This window comes from Flavobacterium sp. (assembly GCF_004211145.1).
GTDB lineage: Bacteria > Bacteroidota > Bacteroidia > Flavobacteriales > Flavobacteriaceae > Flavobacterium.
On the sequence record NZ_SEBS01000012.1, the window covers coordinates 1 to 18,903 of the forward strand.

16 protein-coding genes are annotated in these 18,903 nt (G+C 49.2%); 10 read left to right on the forward strand and 6 right to left on the reverse strand.

The window, feature by feature from the left end; genetic code table 11:
- The 4 genes from EOO50_RS07650 to EOO50_RS07665 form a co-directional block, all read left to right on the forward strand.
- Positions 1-1,436, forward strand: a 1,436-nt coding sequence (locus EOO50_RS07650; RefSeq protein WP_290839027.1) for a glyceraldehyde-3-phosphate dehydrogenase, incomplete at its 5' end; no start/stop codon positions are given.
- A 150-nt stretch (positions 1,437-1,586) separates the two neighbouring features.
- On the forward strand, positions 1,587-2,042 hold the full coding sequence (locus EOO50_RS07655) for a YciI family protein (RefSeq protein WP_290839028.1): 456 nt from the start codon (positions 1,587-1,589) through the stop codon (positions 2,040-2,042).
- A gap of 1 nt (position 2,043) precedes the next feature.
- The gene (locus EOO50_RS07660) at positions 2,044-2,505 is read left to right on the forward strand and encodes a DinB family protein (RefSeq protein WP_290839030.1); all 462 of its coding nucleotides are present in this window, start codon (positions 2,044-2,046) and stop codon (positions 2,503-2,505) included.
- Between the two features lie 97 nt (positions 2,506-2,602).
- Positions 2,603-3,286, forward strand: a complete 684-nt coding sequence (locus EOO50_RS07665) for a hypothetical protein (RefSeq protein WP_290839031.1) — start codon at positions 2,603-2,605, stop codon at positions 3,284-3,286.
- Between the two features lie 173 nt (positions 3,287-3,459).
- On the opposite strand, the gene EOO50_RS07670 is transcribed toward EOO50_RS07665, so the two are convergent.
- The gene (locus EOO50_RS07670; protein WP_290839032.1) at positions 3,460-4,866 is read right to left on the reverse strand and encodes an amino acid permease; all 1,407 of its coding nucleotides are present in this window, start codon (positions 4,864-4,866) and stop codon (positions 3,460-3,462) included.
- A gap of 130 nt (positions 4,867-4,996) precedes the next feature.
- Between EOO50_RS07670 and EOO50_RS07675 the strand changes: the two genes are divergently transcribed.
- Entirely contained in the window at positions 4,997-5,107 is a 111-nt protein-coding gene (locus tag EOO50_RS07675; RefSeq protein ID WP_290839102.1) for a winged helix-turn-helix transcriptional regulator, read from the forward strand.
- 116 nt (positions 5,108-5,223) lie between these two features.
- Here EOO50_RS07675 and EOO50_RS07680 read toward each other — a convergent pair whose 3' ends face one another.
- The 3 genes from EOO50_RS07680 to EOO50_RS07690 form a co-directional block, all read right to left on the reverse strand.
- A complete protein-coding gene (locus EOO50_RS07680) occupies positions 5,224-6,147 on the reverse strand; it encodes an AraC family transcriptional regulator (RefSeq protein WP_290839033.1) in 924 nt (307 codons plus the stop codon).
- A 54-nt stretch (positions 6,148-6,201) separates the two neighbouring features.
- Positions 6,202-7,044, reverse strand: a complete 843-nt coding sequence (locus EOO50_RS07685; RefSeq protein WP_290839034.1) for an SDR family NAD(P)-dependent oxidoreductase — start codon at positions 7,042-7,044, stop codon at positions 6,202-6,204.
- 95 nt (positions 7,045-7,139) lie between these two features.
- Complete coding sequence (locus EOO50_RS07690; RefSeq protein WP_290839036.1) at positions 7,140-8,030, reverse strand: helix-turn-helix transcriptional regulator; 891 nt, start codon at positions 8,028-8,030, stop codon at positions 7,140-7,142.
- A 226-nt stretch (positions 8,031-8,256) separates the two neighbouring features.
- Here EOO50_RS07690 and EOO50_RS07695 point away from each other — a divergent pair, with 226 nt between their 5' ends.
- The 4 genes from EOO50_RS07695 (at position 8,257) to EOO50_RS07710 (ending at position 11,152) form a co-directional block, all read left to right on the forward strand.
- Positions 8,257-9,237: an aldo/keto reductase gene (locus tag EOO50_RS07695; protein WP_290839037.1), complete on the forward strand. Its 981-nt coding sequence runs from the start codon at positions 8,257-8,259 to the stop codon at positions 9,235-9,237.
- A 2-nt stretch (positions 9,238-9,239) separates the two neighbouring features.
- Entirely contained in the window at positions 9,240-9,851 is a 612-nt protein-coding gene (locus tag EOO50_RS07700) for a flavodoxin (protein ID WP_290839038.1), read from the forward strand.
- An 87-nt stretch (positions 9,852-9,938) separates the two neighbouring features.
- Positions 9,939-10,439: a cupin domain-containing protein gene (locus tag EOO50_RS07705; RefSeq protein WP_290839039.1), complete on the forward strand. Its 501-nt coding sequence runs from the start codon at positions 9,939-9,941 to the stop codon at positions 10,437-10,439.
- 5 nt (positions 10,440-10,444) lie between these two features.
- A complete protein-coding gene (locus EOO50_RS07710; protein ID WP_290839041.1) occupies positions 10,445-11,152 on the forward strand; it encodes a carboxymuconolactone decarboxylase family protein in 708 nt (235 codons plus the stop codon).
- Between the two features lie 53 nt (positions 11,153-11,205).
- Here EOO50_RS07710 and EOO50_RS07715 read toward each other — a convergent pair whose 3' ends face one another.
- Positions 11,206-11,553 (reverse strand): hypothetical protein, encoded by a 348-nt coding sequence (locus EOO50_RS07715; protein ID WP_290839042.1) that lies wholly within the window; start codon positions 11,551-11,553, stop codon positions 11,206-11,208.
- Between the two features lie 115 nt (positions 11,554-11,668).
- On the reverse strand, positions 11,669-12,895 hold the full coding sequence (locus EOO50_RS07720) for a T9SS type A sorting domain-containing protein (RefSeq protein ID WP_290839043.1): 1,227 nt from the start codon (positions 12,893-12,895) through the stop codon (positions 11,669-11,671).
- Between the two features lie 331 nt (positions 12,896-13,226).
- Here EOO50_RS07720 and EOO50_RS07725 point away from each other — a divergent pair, with 331 nt between their 5' ends.
- A complete protein-coding gene (locus EOO50_RS07725) occupies positions 13,227-18,842 on the forward strand; it encodes a T9SS type A sorting domain-containing protein (protein ID WP_290839044.1) in 5,616 nt (1,871 codons plus the stop codon).
- The last annotated feature ends 61 nt before the right edge of the window (positions 18,843-18,903 follow it).

Genomic DNA, 18,903 nt, shown 5'->3' on the forward strand with positions numbered 1-18,903 from the left:
GTTTATACGAAAAAGAGGTCGCCTACCAAACCGATCGTCGTCGCGCCGCCGTCGAATTCATCAAGATCATCTCAGACTTATGGTACGACAAATCGATAGAAATCGTGTTGTTCCGCAACCAATTGATCAACCGAAACGTGAGCGATATCATCAACCTGCACGAATACGCGGGAGAATTCGTGGGCAAACCGATTTCAGTCTTCGATTCGGTCGAAATCGCACGCGCAATTCTTGGAATGGACTTGCCGCCCGCCAAACTCGACATCGGAAAACTTACGCATGAATATCGTTCAGAGGAAAACCATTATACGAACGCGACGTCGTTCATCATCGATAAACTTCGGAACGCACGCGATTTCAAGAACAACAAACCCAAAGACGTGGTTTTGTATGGATTCGGACGCATCGGAAGAATCCTTGCACGCGAACTCATGTCGAAATCCGGAAAAGGCACGCAAATGCGACTCAGGGCAATTGTGACGCGCGATAAGAACGACGCGATTTCCCTTGAAAAACGCGCGTCGTTATTGCGTTACGATTCGATCCACGGCGATTTCGAAGGTTCGGTAATCGCCGATCCCGACAACAAGGCGCTAATCATAAACGGCACGACCGTCCACGTGATCACCGCGAATTCTCCCGAGGAAATCGACTATACCGAATATGGTTTCACCGACGCTTTGGTCATCGACAACACGGGCGCATTCACGACCCAAGAAGCGTTGTCGCGGCACTTGGCTTCAAAAGGCGTCGACAAAGTCCTGCTCACGGCTCCGGGAAAAGGCGTCCCGAACATCGTGCACGGCGTCAACCACAAGGAATACAATCCCGATGAAGTCAATATATTCTCGGCGGCTTCCTGCACTACGAACGCGATCACGCCGATTTTGAAAGCGATCGAGGACACGCTTGGTGTCGTAAAAGGACATCTCGAAACGATCCACGCCTACACGAACGACCAGAATCTCGTGGACAACATGCACAACAAATACCGTCGCGGACGTGCTGCCGCTTTAAATATGGTCATCACCGAAACCGGAGCCGGAAGCGCGGTCGCGAAAGCGTTGCCGTCACTCGCCGGGAAACTGACCTCGAATGCGATCCGCGTGCCGGTTCCGAATGGGTCGCTCGTCGTTTTGAATCTTGAGGTAGAGCGCGAAACGTCGGTCGAGGAAGTGAATTCAATCATGAAACAATACGCGCTTGAAGGCGAACTCGTCGAGCAGATCAAGTATTCGCTGAACAACGAATTGGTGTCGTCGGACATCGTCGGGACATCGGCTCCATCGATCTACGACAGCAACGCGACGATCGTTTCACCCGACGGAAAAAGCATCGTTTTGTATGTTTGGTACGACAATGAATTCGGGTACAGCCATCAGGTCGTGCGACTCGCGAAATATATTTCGAAGGTGAGACGTTATACGTATTATTGAGAGCAAAGTGCAAAGTGCAACGTGCAAGGTTCAAAGTGCAACGTGCAAGGTCTCCCAAGGCACAAAACTTTGAACTCTGCACTTTGCTCTTTGCCCTTTAAAAAAGTCCGTCGCAACAGTGGCGGATTTTTTTTTACTTTTAAAAGAAAAATGAAAGCACTTTTTACTTTTTTGATTGTTGTCGGAGGCATCGCTCTTTTGCAAGCCCAGGACAATCCGAATTACGATAAGGCGCTCGCCGAAAAACTCGGTGGAGACGAATACGGCATGAAAAAATACGTGCTGGCGATCTTAAAGACAGGAAGCAACAAGACATCGGACGAGAAAACAACAAACGAATTGTTTCGCGGACACATGGATAACATCGGCAGATTAGTGAAAGAAGGCAAGCTCATCGTGGCCGGCCCGCTCGGGAAGAACGATAAAACCTATCGCGGGATTTTCATCTTCAATGTCGCGACGATCGCCGAAGCCCAACAACTCGTCGCCACTGACCCGGCGATCAAGGAGAAACTGCTCGAAGTGGAATTGTTCGAATGGTACGGAGGCGCGGCCCTGCCCGAATATTTGAAAGTCCAGGACAAGATCACGCTAAAAGGACATTGAGATGACACAGAACGAAAATTTAATAAAGCAATTCAAGGAGCTGTTCAACGGTGATCCGTGGCTGGATTCGTCGACACTCGGTATTCTGAGCTCTGTTTCATTTGAAAGAGCGGCGCAGAAACCCAAACATCTGACCAATTCGATTTGGGAAATCACGAACCATGTGATCAGTTGGCGCGAAGTCGTCCTGGCACGAATCCACGGCGCGAAAGACGTGACGCCCGAGCACAATTACTTTTTACCGATCGATGACACGTCAGAAAAAGCATGGCTCAAAACACTCGAACAACTTAAAAAATCCCAAGAGGTTTGGATCGGTTTTCTCGGAACCGTGAGCGACGAAAAACTCTCGCAACAATACCTCAACACGAATTATAACGTGTACGATTTGATTTTCGGAATCATGCAGCACGACGCGTATCATCTCGGGCAATTGGCGCTTTTGGCGAAGTACGAGTTGTGATCGGGCATCAAGCACTTTTCTTTGTGCGAAGACGATAGAATCACGAATAAGGTCGGTAAACAATAAATGTCGTGCCAATAAAGTTTAAGAATTGACGATGAAAACACTTTTTCTACTTGCGATTTGCGTCGTACTGAGCCAACCTTCTTCCTACAAAATCGTTGGAAGTCTACACGATTGCAATCCTCAGGAAATCGAGTACGGGAATCGCCTTATCGCCATCTCGAAAGACGGAAAAGTGCTTAACGACGCAATAAAGACAGGGGCGAAAGGACATTTTGAGATCGGCGATCTCGCGCCCGGGAATTATGTCATCGGATATTACAACAAATTCCGGCAACGCGTCCGGAAACCGGTAGCGGTGAACGCGGCATCGACGTCGGTCGAACTTTGCCTCGACGATTTTCAGGATACGAACGTGAGCACTTTATTCAACACGATGAAAAACGGCGACAAACTGCTTCTGTCGATTTCTTCGCACGGCTGTTTCCACACATTTCAGGACGACTTGACTTTCTCATTGACCGACAAAAAATATTCGGTCAGTTTCACCGACGAGAAAAACAAAGTGCGGACGCTGCCGATCGACATTGCCAAACTCAACGAACTGATCCGATTCGAGAAAATCGTTAGACACATGTCAAAAATAGATGGCGGCTGCACCACGACCGACGGCTACGTCTTTACCAAAAACGGCGAAATTGTCTATCAAGCGACCGACAATACTTGCGAGTGGCGCGGCGTCCGAAAAATAAGATCTGAAATCCTCGGAATCAAATAGGAAATGAGTTCGTATTCAACATACGAGGTTTCGCTTTTCGAAAATTTTCAAAATTAAAGAGTCAAACTAACCAAGACAAATCGCTTAACTAACTCAACTCCCTTATTGCTTATCTCAAAATCCACCAAACGACACTTAATGTCCTAAATGCTCTAAATGGTTAAAAACCTGGATTAAACCGACTTCGGCTTCGTCAAATAATAGACCGGAATCCCGATCAACATAATCAAGACGCCCCAGCCGCACGTGTCGGTCTTGAACCACAACAGCGAAACTGAAATTGCGGTCGCAACCAAAATGTAAAACGCGGGAAGAATCGGATAACCGAAAGCCTTGTACGGACGATCGGCGTCGGGCATCGATTTCCTCAATTTGAAAATCCCGTAAATCGTCAGAATGTAAAATATCAACACGATGATGACGACGAAATCAAGCAAATCCCCATATTTCCCCGTCAAACACAAAGCCGACGCCCAAATACATTGCACCCAAAGCGCCCATTCAGGAACGCTGTGCCGGTTTAAATGTGCGGCTTTCTTCAGGAACAGACCGTCTTTGGCCATCGTGTAATAGACACGCGCTCCTGCCATGATCAATCCGTTGTTGCACGCGAAGGTCGAAATCATGATCATGACCGCGATGATGTAGGTTCCGATGCCGCCGAAAATATACTCCGACGCCACGACCGCAACCCTATCGCTGGGCGCCGTCGCAATTTCCTGCAAAGGCACGACCGACAAATACATCACGTTCGCCAACATATAGATAATACTCACGATGAGCGTTCCCAAAAACAGACTTAACCCGACATTTCGCTGCGGATTCTTGATTTCGCCCGCGATAAAAGTCACACCGTTCCAAGCGTCGCTCGAAAACAACGATCCGACCATAGCCGCTGAAATCGCGCCCATCAAAGCCGCCCCGCCAACAGGAAACCATGAACCGCTTTCGACATCGAACGATTGGGTGATCCAGCCGTTCGCCCAATTCGCGTCCCAGACTTCGGCCTTGGCGGCGAAAAACCCGAAAAGGATCAGTCCAGCAAGCGATAAGATTTTGATGACCGACAAAACGGTCTGTAGGATTTTACTGTTCTTGACGCCCCGGCTGTTCAAATACGTAAGCAGGATTATCGTGATGATCGAAACGATTTGGGCCGCGCTGAGTTTGAAAAATCCGGCTTCAAACAAAATATTGTTTTCGCTGAAAGGCTCGTACAAATACGCGAAGAATTTCGAAAACGCCACGCCTACCGCTGCGATCGTTCCGGTTTGGATGACGGCGAAAAAACTCCAGCCGTACAGGAATGCCGTGAGTTTTCCGTACGCTTCCTTGAGATAGACGTACTGCCCTCCGGCTTTGGGGAACATCGCGCTGAGTTCGCCGTAACTGACGGCCGCGATTACGGTTATTATGCCCGTCAATGCCCAGATGAGCAACAGCCATCCGGCCGAACCGACTTGCCTGACCATGTCAGAACTCACTATAAAAATGCCCGACCCGATCATCGAGCCCACGACGAGCATCGTGCCGTCGAGCAAGCCTAACTCGCGTTTAAAATGTTCGTTTTCGTTTTCCATTGGTTTTGGTTTGGTTGCGATGCGTCGCCCGATCGTAATTGATGACGCGCCGATTGGCTAAAGATAGGAAAAAAGGAAAACGATGTCTTTGATGACGATTTTAAGATGAAATAAATAAACCGCAACTAAGATCTCGGCGGTTTTTCAATACGAGCTCACCGAACACGGAAAAACCCTTAAAACCATAATCAACAACCTGACCGATTGGGGAATCGCACACCGAAAGAAAATTATCCGATAAAATCCCTGGATCATTCTCACAAAAAAAGCCCGAACGTCAAGCTCGGGCTTCCTAACCTAAATGTGTTTGTTATGGAAATAACATCGCAAATGTAACAAATTCGCGCAGCATTCGAATCAATTAAACGATCGCCTGAATTCCAGAGGCGAAATATTCGTCTTCGCCTTGAACAATTTACTGAACGATTGCGAATGTTCGAACCCGAGTTGAAACGCGATCTCGCTCACCGACAACGTCGTCACCGACAACTTTTCCTTCGCCTTTTCAATGAGTTTGGCGTGAATGTGCTGTTGCGTGTTCTGCCCTGTAAGTGACCGCAACATGTCGCTTAGATAACTCGGTGAGACGTTTAATTTGTCCGACAAACCCTGAACGCTCGGAATACCGTCGATTTCCGATGTTTCCGAATTAAAATAACCATTGAGTATTTCCTCAAGTTTTTCCAACAAATCATTGCTCGCGGCCTTTCGCGTGATGAACTGTCGCTTGTAAAATCGGCTCGCGTAATTGAGCAACACTTCTATTTGCGAGATGATCACGTCCTGGCTGAAATCGTCGATGCGACCGTTAAGTTCGCGTTCGATGATCGAAAAGATAGAAATTATAGTCTGCTTTTCTTCGTCCGACAGATGCAACGCCTCATTCGCCGAATACGAGAAGAAACCGTATTGCTTGATTTTTTTGGCAAGCGGATGATTCCACAGAAAATCAGGATGGATTAATAACGTATATAACGCGTTTCCACCCGAATCGCTATTGTTCGGGCTTCCGATGACCTGATTCGGAGAGGCGAACAACAAACCGCCTTCGTCAAAATCATAATAACCCTGGCCGTATTTTATCTTCTCGGGAAGTTCGGTCTTGTACGAAATCTTGTAGAAATGTAGCACATGCGGACCGGGCGGCATACAAATCTGCGTGCGATTCTCGGTTCCGTTTATGAGACTGATAAGCGGATGCTGGGGCGCGCCCAACCCAAAAGCCCGATGCACTTGCGACAACGACGTGAAACTCTCCTTCATATTTTCGTCCTTTTTCATATTTAAAAGTACTAAATGTACACCGAGGATTCGCATCCCAGGCTACTCATGTCGTTAATTCCCTTGAGCTGCGTCTGAAACATCCTTCCAAGCTTCCCAAGTCGCGAGCCTTTCGTCGTAAGCGTTCTTGATCCACGGCAGGTTTTGGCTTCCGAGGAAGATGCGCAACGGTGGTTTCGGTGCGTCGACGACCGCAAAGATCGCATCAGGCGTCGCATTGGGATTTCCTCGTTCCATCGTGTGCAGGCCTTCGAAAAAGTGCGCCTTGAAATCGGCATAAAAGTCAAGTCCTTCCGAGAATTTCAACGAATCCTGGCTTCCGAATTCTGTCGCGTACGCGCCGGGCTCGATGATCGTGACGTTGATTCCGAACGCCGCGACTTCAATCGCCAAACTTTCATGGATCGCTTCGAACGCCCATTTCGACGAACAGTAATAACCGATTACGGGCAACGTGACGTGGCCGAGTCCGCTCGACGTTCCCAGAATATGCCCGAAACCCTGTTCGCGCAAAATGGGCAAAGCCGCTTTTATTACGGCCAACGGACCTAAAACATTGGTTTCGTATAAGGCGCGAACATCGTCGGCACTCGCCTCTTCAATCGTCGCGACCAGCGAATAACCCGCGTTGTTGAGCACGACGTCGAGCCGCCCGAAATGCGCGTGAGCTTGTGCGATTACATTTTTTACCTGCTCGTGATTCGTAACGTCGAGCTCGAGCGTGAGGACGTTTTCGCCATATTTTTGTTTGAAGTCGGCGATGCTTTCGAGTTTGCGTGCCGTAGCCGCGACCTTGTCACCGCGTTTGAGTGCGGCCTCGGTCCAAACGCGTCCGAAACCTCTCGACGCGCCCGTGATGAACCAAACTTTGGCTGAATTTTCATTTTGGGATACCATAATATTGTGTTTTAAATTATAACACAACAAAGGTCAGCCGATATCAGGATGCGTTTGTAGCCGATTCGCGCGCGTTTGTAGCCAAAATGGATTGGTCAATTGAGTTTCCGGAATTCGATCGGTGTGAATCCGACGCGCTGCTTGAACAGTCGCGTAAAGTGTTGTGGATATTTAAAACCGAGTTCATAAGCGATTTCATTCACCGTTTTCTCGGCATGGAAAACGCGTTCTTTTGCCACGTCGATGATCTTGCTCTGGATATATTCCTGGGCGGTTTTTCCCGTTTCCTTTTTGATCAGATCGCCGAAGTAGTTCGGTGACAAATGCAATTCCTCGGCGCAATAACTCACCGACGGCAAGCCGTATTGCTTTGGTTTGTCGGACGTGAAATACGTATTCAAAAGCGTTTCGAATCTCGCGAGAACGCCGCTGTTCGCGACTTCACGCGTGATGAATTGCCTATCGTAGAAACGCGTGCAGTAATTCAAGAACAGCTCGATGTTCGACGCGATCAACGTCTTGCTGTGCTTGTCGATCGATTGCCCGAGTTCGTGTTGGATCTTCGCGAAACATTCCAAAACCATCTTTTTTTCCTTTTCCGACAAGTGCAACGCCTCGCTCAAACCGTATGAAAAAAACCCGTAATCGATCATGCGTTTGCCAAGCGAGGTTCCGATGAGGAAATCCGGATGGAAAACGAGTGCCATTCCGGCGGGTTGGTAAATCTCGTCCGACGCGACTTCAACGACCTGTCCCGGAGCGAAAAACACAAGCGTTCCTTCCTGGTAGTCGTATAGATTGTTCCCGTATCTCAAGTCACCGCATTTCACCTGTTTCAGGATAACGCAGTACAAATCGAAATTCATCTTGTGTTGTTTTCTCGGGTCGGATTTGCCCAAATCGACAATCCCGACAAGCGGATGCAGCGTCTCATTCTTATTGAAACTACTGTAGTCGCTAACGGTCTTAAAATTTACAAAGTCCATTTCTAAAGTATTGGAACACAAATTTAACGGCTTCCGCCGAGCTTTCCACCGATCGGGGCGTCAATCGGTAATATTGGTAGGTAAAACTGTAATCGATGTAAAGATTGAGGTCGCATTCGGTCGGAACTTTGTATTTCAACATCCCGAGCGGACCGTTTCCCTGGCGAAGCGTTTCTCCCGCAAAGCGTTTCCCCAGCGAAGCGTCTTTAATTTAAAACCATCTAAAATGAAAACAAGAACATTAGGAACCGATCTCAAAGTTTCTGAAATCGGCCTCGGCTGCATGGGCTTATCTTTCGGCTACGGACCGGCGACCGACAAGACCCAAGCGATAAATCTGCTCCATTCCGCCTACGATTTGGGCATCACATTTTTCGATTCGGCCGAAGCATACGGCCCATACGACAACGAGGAATTGCTCGGCGAAGCCCTATCATCGTTCCGCAAAAAAGTCGTGATCGCGACCAAATTCGGATTCAAGGAAGGCAAACCCGCTATGGGCTTGGATTCGCGACCTCAAAATATCCGTGCCGTGGCTGAAAGCGCGCTCAAAAGACTCCGAACTGACTATATCGACCTGTTGTACCAACACCGAGTCGACCCGAACGTCCCGATCGAGGACGTCGCCGGAACCATCAAGGATTTGATCGCCGAAGGAAAAGTCAAACATTGGGGATTGTCTGAAGCGGGAGCCGAAACGATCAGGAAAGCACACGCCGTCCAGCCTTTGGCCGCCTTGCAAAGCGAATATTCGTTGTGGTGGCGCGAACCCGAAGCTGAAATTTTACCGACGCTGGAAGAACTCCGAATAGGATTCGTGCCGTTCAGCCCGCTCGGAAAAGGATTTTTGACTGGCGCGATCACTGAAAACACCGAATTCGACAAAAACGATTTCCGCAATATCGTCCCGAGATTTTCTGAGGAAAACCGCAAAGCGAACCAGGCATTCGTCGATCTTTTGAGTTCGATCGCGACCCAAAAAGAAGCGACGTCGGCCCAAATCGCTCTGGCGTGGCTGCTCGCCCAAAAACCTTGGATCGTGCCGATTCCGGGAACGACGAAATTGCATCGCTTACAGGAAAACACCGGCGCGACCGCGATCGAACTTTCGCCCGACGATTTACAGCAGATCGCATCGGCAGCCGCAAAAATAGATGCTCAAGGCGCGCGTTATCCTGAAAATTTACAAAAAGCCATAAACCGATAATCATGAAAAAAGCGCAATCACATCTCATCGCGATGCTTTGCCTCTGTTTGGTCTCAGGTTGTTCGAAAGCGCAACCCGCCAAGCCCGACGCGAAAATCCTTATCTTGTATTTGTCACGGACGAACAATACTAAAGCGGTCGCCGAGATCATACACGGCAACGTCGGCGGTGATTTGATTGCGCTTGAACTCGTGACTCCTTATCCCGAAGACTACAAAAAAATAGTCGATCAGGTCGAAAAGGAAAACAACTCAGGCTTTCTGCCGCCTCTCAAAACCAAGATCGACATCGCGAAGTACGATACCATTTTCATCGGGTTTCCGACTTGGGGAATGCAGTTGCCGCCGCCCATGAAGAGTTTCTTGAACGAGTACGACCTGTCAGGAAAAACGGTGATTCCGTTCAATACGAATGCGGGTTACGGTATCGGCAGCAGTTTCGAAACCGTCAAACAGTTGGCCAAAAACGCAACGGTTCTCGAAGGTTTCAGTATCAAAGGCGGAAAGGAAAAGGACGGAATTATGTTCGTGATCGAAGGCGACAAGAAAGTCACGGCGACGTCAGGAATTAAAAAATGGCTGCAAAAACTAAAGATGTTGTCGACTGTGAAATAGGCTTTCATTCAACATCGCGCTAAACCTTAGGTAACGTAAACCTAGCTTTCGACAAAACGGCGTAACTTATCCAAAACAACCCGAAATATGCTCAAAAAAACAACCTCAACCCTCGTGTTCGCCATCCTACTCGCGATCGCTACATCGTGCGACAACACTAAAAAAAACGAAAAAATGACAACTGGAAACACAACTTCGCTTTTTGAAAAAGGCGACAAGACGCCATCAGAATATTTCACGGGAAACGCCTATTTGACGATGCTTTTGAAACGCGACAAAAACAACGATTTCTCCATGGGAAGCGTCACGTTCGACCCCGGCGCGAGGACGAATTGGCACACGCATCCCAAAGGCCAGGTTTTGCTCGTCACGGGAGGCGAAGGTTTTTATCAGGAAAAAGGCGGCACGGCGCGCGCGCTCAGGAAAGGCGATGTCGTGAACATTCCTGAAAACGTCGAACACTGGCACGGCGCGTCGGCCGACAGCGAATTCACGCACATCGCAATCACGAATATCAAGGACGACGAAAGTGTGGTCTGGCTCACGCCTGTTTCAGATACAGATTACAAAAAAGTCAACCAAAAATAAGCGCCATGAAAAGAATCAGCCAATTGTTTTTTATCGTGCTCGTCAGCGGCAGCATCGACGCACAAAACAGCGAGAAGTCGCTTTCGGCCCAACAGGAAAGCATGGCGGCGATTTCAGCGTTGACCGCCGTCGGAAACATTGAACAACTCAAAACGGAGCTCATCGCCGGCCTCGATTCGGGACTCACGATAAACGAAATCAAGGAAGAACTCGTGCAACTCTACGCCTATTGCGGATTCCCGCGCAGCTTGAATGCCGTCAACGCGTTCATGGCCGTTCTCGAAGATCGGAAGGCGAAAGGAAAAACCGACGTCGTGGGAAAAGAAGCGACGCCCGTAACCGATACGAACCGATATCAAACGGGAAAGCAGACATTGCAGAAACTGTCGGGACGCGAAGAAAAAACTTTGTCGGGCGCCAACGCATTCGCACCAGCCTTGGATCAATTCCTAAAAGAGCATTTGTTCGCCGACATTTTCAGCCGCGATGTCCTGACGTACAGTCAGCGCGAACTCGTCACGATTTCAGCTCTCGCGGCGATGACGGGAACCGAGGCGCAGTTGCAATCGCATATCGGGCTTGGGTTGAACAATGGGATTTCAGAATCGCAATTGGGTGAATTGTGGCAGATCATCGAAGCGAAAATCAACAAACAGCAAGCTGACATCGCGAAGGCCACATTCGAAAAAGTAAAAAATCCCGCGAAAAAATAGTTCGTTAGAGTTCAAAATGTCGGGTTATTCCATGAGATCCGAAAAGATGAAAATCACTCCGCCTTGTGCAGTTTCTTTCTTCGGGCGAACATGAACATCGCAAAAATCTGGACCAAACCCGCGATCGCATACATGACGGGAACGCCTTTTTTCCCGGCGGCGAAATATTCGTAGGCGATCAGGAAGCACAGGAAACTTTCGATGCCGTAGAATAGGATGTCCAACATCGGGAATCGCGCCGACAGTTTGTGATGAAAAATGGCGACCGTCAAAAAAACGACGCCTGCCAACAGGAACACGATCCACGAGGAATGGCCTGTTTCGAATCGCTCCAAACTGTGCAGCAAGATCACCATGCCTGAAATCAGGTGCGGAATTTTCTTCAATTTCTCTTTGTTCATGATCGGTTGAATTGTTGGGTTCGGCGTAACCAAGTTAAGTAAAAAGCCGATTCGGAATAATCGTCACGTTTGCTTTTACGCGTTCAATAAAAAATGTCGTGTCTTCGAGCCTGCTTCACTGTTTGATGAACTTGCGAGTGACGAATGTAGTTTCATTCTGCAAAATAGCGTAATACAATCCCGAAGTTAGATCCGATACGTCGACCACATCGAATTTGGTCGTTTTCAGCACGAGGCGACCGCGCGAATCATAGATTGCAACCGATTTGAATGTTTCATTGGTTTCGATGCGCAATTCGGTCCTGACGGGATTCGGATACAGCAAAAATCCATCGGCAAAATTCTCTTCGGCATCCAGATTACACGAAGCGTCGACGTCACAATTCGCATAACCAAGCAGGTTTACGATGTTTTGGATCACGTTCAACTGGGAAGCGTCGGCACAAATATGCTGCAGCGTTTGCAGGTTGTACAATTGGAACGTCGATTCGTTTTTGCCGTTTTTTATATTGAGGTCGACCATCGGATTCGAACTGCACGACAAATTATTGAGATCGTGCAACGCCGACAAATCCAGGTTCACGATGTTGTTCGAACTGCAGTTGAGCGTGACCAGTTGCGGCACTGCGCTCATGTCGAGACTTGAGATGGAATTGGCCGTGCAGATGAACGACAGCAAATTCGGCGTGCCCGACAAATCGATTGCCGCCAAATCGTTCTCGCGTACGATCAATGTTTCGAGCGCGTTCTTTTGGATGGCGACCGAGGTGAGCGCATTGCTCCCGATCAACAATGTTTTGAGCGCCGGAAGCTCGGAATCGGTAAATTCGAAATTTCCTTCAAAATTATTTTCCTCCAAATTCAACGTAGCCAAATTGTCGACTCCAGAAAAATCGGGCAGACTCGAAAATTCGTTGTTCCAAAGATTGAGTTCGAGCAGATTTGAAAGTCCCGCTACATTAATTGAATTCAGGTTGCAACCGTAACATTTGAACAGCTCGAGATTAGTGAACAGCGAAAGATCGGCGGTAGCCAGAACGAGATATTCGCAGCGCAACCTTTTGAGATTCGGAAATTGCTCGAGCCCGCCCAGGTTCACAACGCCATTGTTCCCGAAAAAAAGTTCGTGGATCGGCGCGACTTCCAAAACCTCGATTTCACCATTTCCATTCGTATCGATGGTTTGGATTTCATTTCCCGACGAATCGTACGGATAGATATTGTCATTCTCGTTTCCCGATACCAACAATGCCGATTTGAGCGCGGGATCGGTAAACGGGATGATCTGCGCGCAAATCGCGAATGGGATCAGTACGAAAAAACAGCTTAGTTTTATTTTCATTGTTCGCAGGTTCGAATTCCGGCTTCGGGTTTCGAAAGCTAAGATACGAGTTTGTGAAAAACCTTCGACCGCGTTGTTCGCGTCTTCGAAAATCAGCTCAATCCAAACGTTTATACGCAAATTCCCGACGAATGTTCATCGGCAAAAATCCTAAATCGGATTTCGCTTATCCTTGTATCCCAAATACATATTTGGTTGCCGATGTTGATAACAAATAACATTTTCATTAAATACGATCGCCAATATTTCGCTATGTTTGGCGTCGATTTTATAGAAAAAATCTTACAGCAGACAAATAAAAACGTAACTCTCTTTAACTAAATCATTTATCTTGAAAAACAACTACAATTTTAGGACGCAGGTTCTCTTACGGAAGTTCTTGTTCACCGTGATGGCAATTTTACTAAGCCATTCGCTTTCGGCCCAATTGACGATTCCGGCGACGAACGCATTCTCTTCAACGAATAACCGTCCTATCGGAGCGCAATATGGCTATGCCGAAACGGCTTCGATTTATTTGGCTTCGGATATGAACATCCCCAACGGATCGACGATCACCGGAGTGCGTTATTTCGTCGAGACCAATTACACGGCGACAACCGTTCCGATCGGAGTATCATTGAAAAATGTATCAAACAGCACATATACGGCTGGCATTTACAACTCGACGTATGTAGGCTCGACCTACGTTTATGGCGGAAATATCACGCCCGATGACGTTGCGGCCGGAAAATGGATTACGCTCAATTTCACCACGCCTTTCGAATATACCGGCTCGAATCTTCAGGTGTTGGTATCGTCTTACAGCGCCGACGATTACTTGGGCTCGGCAGACAAACTCTTCAGATGGTCGACATCTTCAAATCGCACCCAAACCTGGAACAGCAACATCGCGCCTACTTATCCGGGCAACGGGACAGTCATCAGCTCCAGGCCGAACATCCAGATCTTATACAACGCGGCAGGCGCGACCGGCTCGCTTTCGTGGGAATATCCTGCGGATTCCATGCTTGAGAACCGCACCAAAAACATCACCGTTTACCGTCATGGCGGATCTACGGGAGCGGTTTCAATAAATTATGCCACAAGCGACGGCACTGCAATCGCGGGATCAGACTACATTGCGACTTCGGGAACTTTGACTTGGGCCGACGGAGACATGGCACCAAAATCGTTTCCGGTAACAACTTTGGCCGACTTTGTACCCGACAATAACGAAACCGTCAACATCACGCTTTCAGATGCACAAGGCGCTCCATTGGTAGGCACGAATCCTATGGTTTTGAGCATTACGAATGTTTTGGCTCCGATGCAAGGCACGTACACTGTCGGAGTCGGAGGTAATTTTACATCCCTGACAAACGCAGGCGGTATTTTCCAGGCGATCAATACAAGTGTTGACGGCGTTTCGGCACCGATCACCATCAACATCATCTCGGACATTACCGGAGAAACCGGAAATTACGCGCTTAACCAAATCGCCGGTGGACATTCCGTTTTGATCCAACCTGTCGGCGCGGCAAGAACAATTACAGGTCAGTTGAGCACGACGGCCAATTTCGGGCTTCTCCGATTTGACGGCACCGACAACGTTACCATCAACGGATCGCTTACCGGAGCAACCGCTGCAAGCTGTACAGTGGGCGGCGACGCGTCATTGCGTCAACTTACGATCGTGAGTAATTCTGTCGGGACAACATCTGGAATCTTGTTCCAATCAGCCGCCGACGGAGCCAACAACATCACCGTCAAAAACGTTAATGTCATCGGATATTCGCCCAACAGTGGATACGGCATTATGTACCGCGTGTTTCCGAACTCGATTGCAGTTCCGTCGACGGCGCACAATGAAAACATGCGCATTGAGAATTGTTCGGTCAAAAAAGCATCGATCGGTATTTCTGCTGCAGGCGTGAGCACTTCGAACCAAAACACCAACTTGGTAATCACCCAAAATGACGTGTCGGCTACAGGAGCTGAGAGGGTTTCCCGATATGGCATTGTTATTTCCAACGAGATCAACCCACAGGTAACATTCAACAAAGTCAACATCGCCAATCTGAACGGAAGCGACGCGAGTGAAAACGTAGGTATAGCAATCGGCGCGGGATCAGCGTATTCTCCAAGCGTAGCAAGTGGCGGAATCAGCGGCGCGATGGTGTCCAACAACTGGGTTACCGGCGTTTTGAATACGACAACATTTGGCGGATCTGCGGTCGGTATCGGGGTTTCCGGAACATCGACGGGCAATCCGAATATTGTTCAGAATAACATGGTCAGCAACGTATCGGGTTTGTCTCAAGGCAATTACTATACGGCGGGAATTTGGGTAACCGGAGCAGTTGCATCGGTGACGAAACTCTACAACAACACGATTAATCTTTACGGCGACCGCGGGAATCAAACGATCCAATCGCCAAGTTACGGTATCGCGCTTTCAGGTCTTGATCCATCGTTGGAAATGAGAAACAACGTGATTTCGACCACGCAAATCGCAACCGGAACGGCCAACACGAAAACCTACGCTTTCGGAACGTTGAGTTCGACCTTCAACAATTTGGTTTCCGACAATAACGTGTTTTACATAGGCGGCGCCCAGGCTGGCGGATTCCGCTCGGGCGGCCTTTCGACTACAGTGGGAACGGCTCACGCAAATCTTGCGGCCTGGCAAGCGGTTTCAGGAAAAGATGCAAGTTCCATCCAGGTACAACCGGTATTCGTATCCCAAAATGATTTACACCTTGTAGCCGGAAGCAACCCGACAATCGACGGCATCGGAACTCCAATTGCAAGTGTTACGAACGACTTCGATTGCTTACCTAGAAATCCATTGACTCCGACACCGGGCGCGAGCGAAAGCAACGTGGCTGGTTTCATAATCTCAGCATCGGCCGGAACAAACGGAACGATTTCTCCTGTTGGGACGACAAGTGTACCGACGAACGGAAACCAAACATTCACGATCACGCCAAACTGTGCGTATGCTGTTGCCGACGTTTTGGTCGACGGCGTTTCACAAGGCGCGATCACAACCTATACATTCTCGAACGTAAACGCGAATCATTCGATCAGCGCGACATTCTCGGCTACTGTTCCGACGATTACCGCTTCGGGCGCGACGACGTTCTGTCAAGGTTCAAGCGTAACGTTGACTTCATCGGCAACGACCGGAAACGTTTGGTCGACAGGTGCGACGACACAATCGATCACCGTTACGGCGGCCGGTTCTTACACGGTTTCTGTGAACAACGGAACGTGTACATCGGCGGCATCGGCGGCAACTGTGATTTCGATCATTCCGGCTCCCGCTGCTCCGACGGTTACCGCTTCGGGCGCAACAACTTTCTGCCAAGGCGCGAGCGTAACATTGACTTCATCATCGGCGACAGGAAATACCTGGTCGAACGGAGCGACGACACAATCGATCACGGTTTCAACATCGGGAACCTATTCAGTCGTATTCAACAACGGAACTTGTAATTCTGCATCTTCGGCGGGAACAACTGTAACTGTAAATCCGGCGCCTGCAACGCCAACGATCACGGCTACAGGACCGACGACGTTCTGCCAAGGCGGAAGCGTAATTTTGATTTCATCGGCGTCGAGCGGAAACGTTTGGTCAAACGGTGCGACGACGCAATTCATCACGGTTACGACTTCGGGAACATACACCGTTTCGGTCAATAACGGAACTTGTACTTCGGCCACTTCAGACGGCATTGAAGTTACCGTAAACCCAGCTGCGACAACTCCGACGATCACGGCTTCAGGCACGACTACTTTCTGTCAAGGCGGAAGTGTAACGTTGACTTCATCATCGGCTACGGGAAATACTTGGTCGAACGGAGCAACGACGCAATCGATCACGGTTTCCACTTCGGGAACGTTTACGGTTTCGGTTTCGGGCTCAAGCTGCGGATCGGCAACTTCGGCGGGAACGACTGTAACGGTAAATCCGGTTCCGACAACTCCGACGGTTTCTGCTTCAGGAGCAACGACTTTCTGCCAAGGCGGAAGCGTGACGTTGACTTCATCGGCAACAAGCGGAAACGTTTGGTCGAACGGCGCGACGACACAATCAATTACGGTTTCGACTTCGGGAACATATTCAGTTTCGGTTGACAACGGCTCGTGCACATCAGCCTCATCGGCAACAACAACGGTAACGGTAACTCCATTGCCTGCGACTCCGACGGTTTCAACTTCAGGAGCAACGACTTTCTGCCAGGGCGGAAGCGTGACGTTGACATCTTCATCGGCGACAGGAAATATCTGGTCGAACGGTGCGACGACACAATCGATCACGGTTTCGAATTCGGGAACCTACACGGTTTATGTATCGAACGGCAGTTGTTCTTCGGCTGCAGTGGCTGGAATTACGGTTACTGTAAATCCGATTCCTGCGACCCCGACGATCTCAGCTTCAGGCTCGACGACCATTTGCCAAGGCGGAAACGTTACATTGACATCTTCATCGGCAACGGGAAATATCTGGTCGAACGGTGCGACGACACAATCGATCACGGTTTCAAGTGAAGGAACTTACACGGTTTCGGTAACGAACGGCGGTTGTTCATCGGCTACATCGGCGGGAACCACGGTTACTGTAAATCCGACCCCGGCGACCCCGACGATCTCCGCTTCAGGCTCGACGACGATCTGCCAAGGCGCAAGCGTGACGTTGACATCTTCATCGGCAACGGGAAATATTTGGTCGAACGGTGCGACGACACAATCGATCACGGTTTCGAATGAAGGAACCTACACGGTTTATGTTTCGAACGGTAGTTGTTCATCGGCTGGATTGGCTGGAATTACGGTTACTGTAAATCCGACTCCTGCGACTCCGACGGTTTCAGCATCGGGCGCTACGACGATCTGCCAAGGCGGAAGCGTTACGTTGACATCATCATCGGCCACAGGAAACACATGGTCAAACGGTGCGACGACACAATCGATCACGGTTTCGACTGGCGGAACGTATTCGGTTTCGCTGAGCAACGGAAGCTGTACGTCGGCAACGTCGGCATCGACGACAGTTACGGTCAACGCGATTCCTGCGACTCCGACGGTTTCAGCATCGGGTTCGACGACAATCTGCCAAGGCGGAAGCGTTACGCTGACATCATCATCGGCCACAGGAAACACATGGTCAAACGGTGCGACGACACAATCTATCACGGTTTCAAATGAAGGAACATATTCGGTTTCGGTAAGCAACGGAAGCTGTACGTCGGCAACATCGGCATCGACGACAATTACGGTCAATGCGATTCCTGCGACTCCGACGGTTTCAGCATCGGGTTCTACGACGATCTGCCAAGGCGGAAGCGTCACGTTGACGTCATCATCGGCCACAGGAAACACATGGTCAAACGGTGCGACGACGCAATCGATCACGGTTTCCAACGAAGGACCGTACTCCGTTTCAGTGACGAACGGCGGCTGTACTTCGGCTACATCGGCAGTTATGACAATTACGGTGAACCCGACTCCAAATGCGGGCTTGACACAAGACAACGGTGTCGTAACGGCGACTGAAACGGGCGCGACGTACCAATGGTACCAATGTCCGGATACGTTGCTTTCAGGTGAAACCGACCAGACGTTCACCCCGACGGTCGTTGGCGATTACAAGGTCGAGATCACGTTGGGCGATTGCTCGGTGATGTCAAGCTGTATCACGGTTACGCAATTGGGAGTTGGAGATTTCGCACATTCGAAATTCGAGATTTATCCGAATCCTGTGACCGACATCCTGAACATCGGATACACGACCGATTTCAAATCAGTCGAAGTCTTCAACATGATCGGACAGCAAGTGATGACCAAAAACGTAAACGCGAGCGCGACCCAACTCGATATGTCGGGATTGCCTGCCGGGACGTATTTGGTGAAAGTTGAAGCCGATAACGCTTCGAAGACCATAAAAGTGATAAAGCGATAAATTCGTAATAGCTAAACAAAAACCCCGAAGACATTGTTTTCGGGGTTTTTTATTTTAGAAA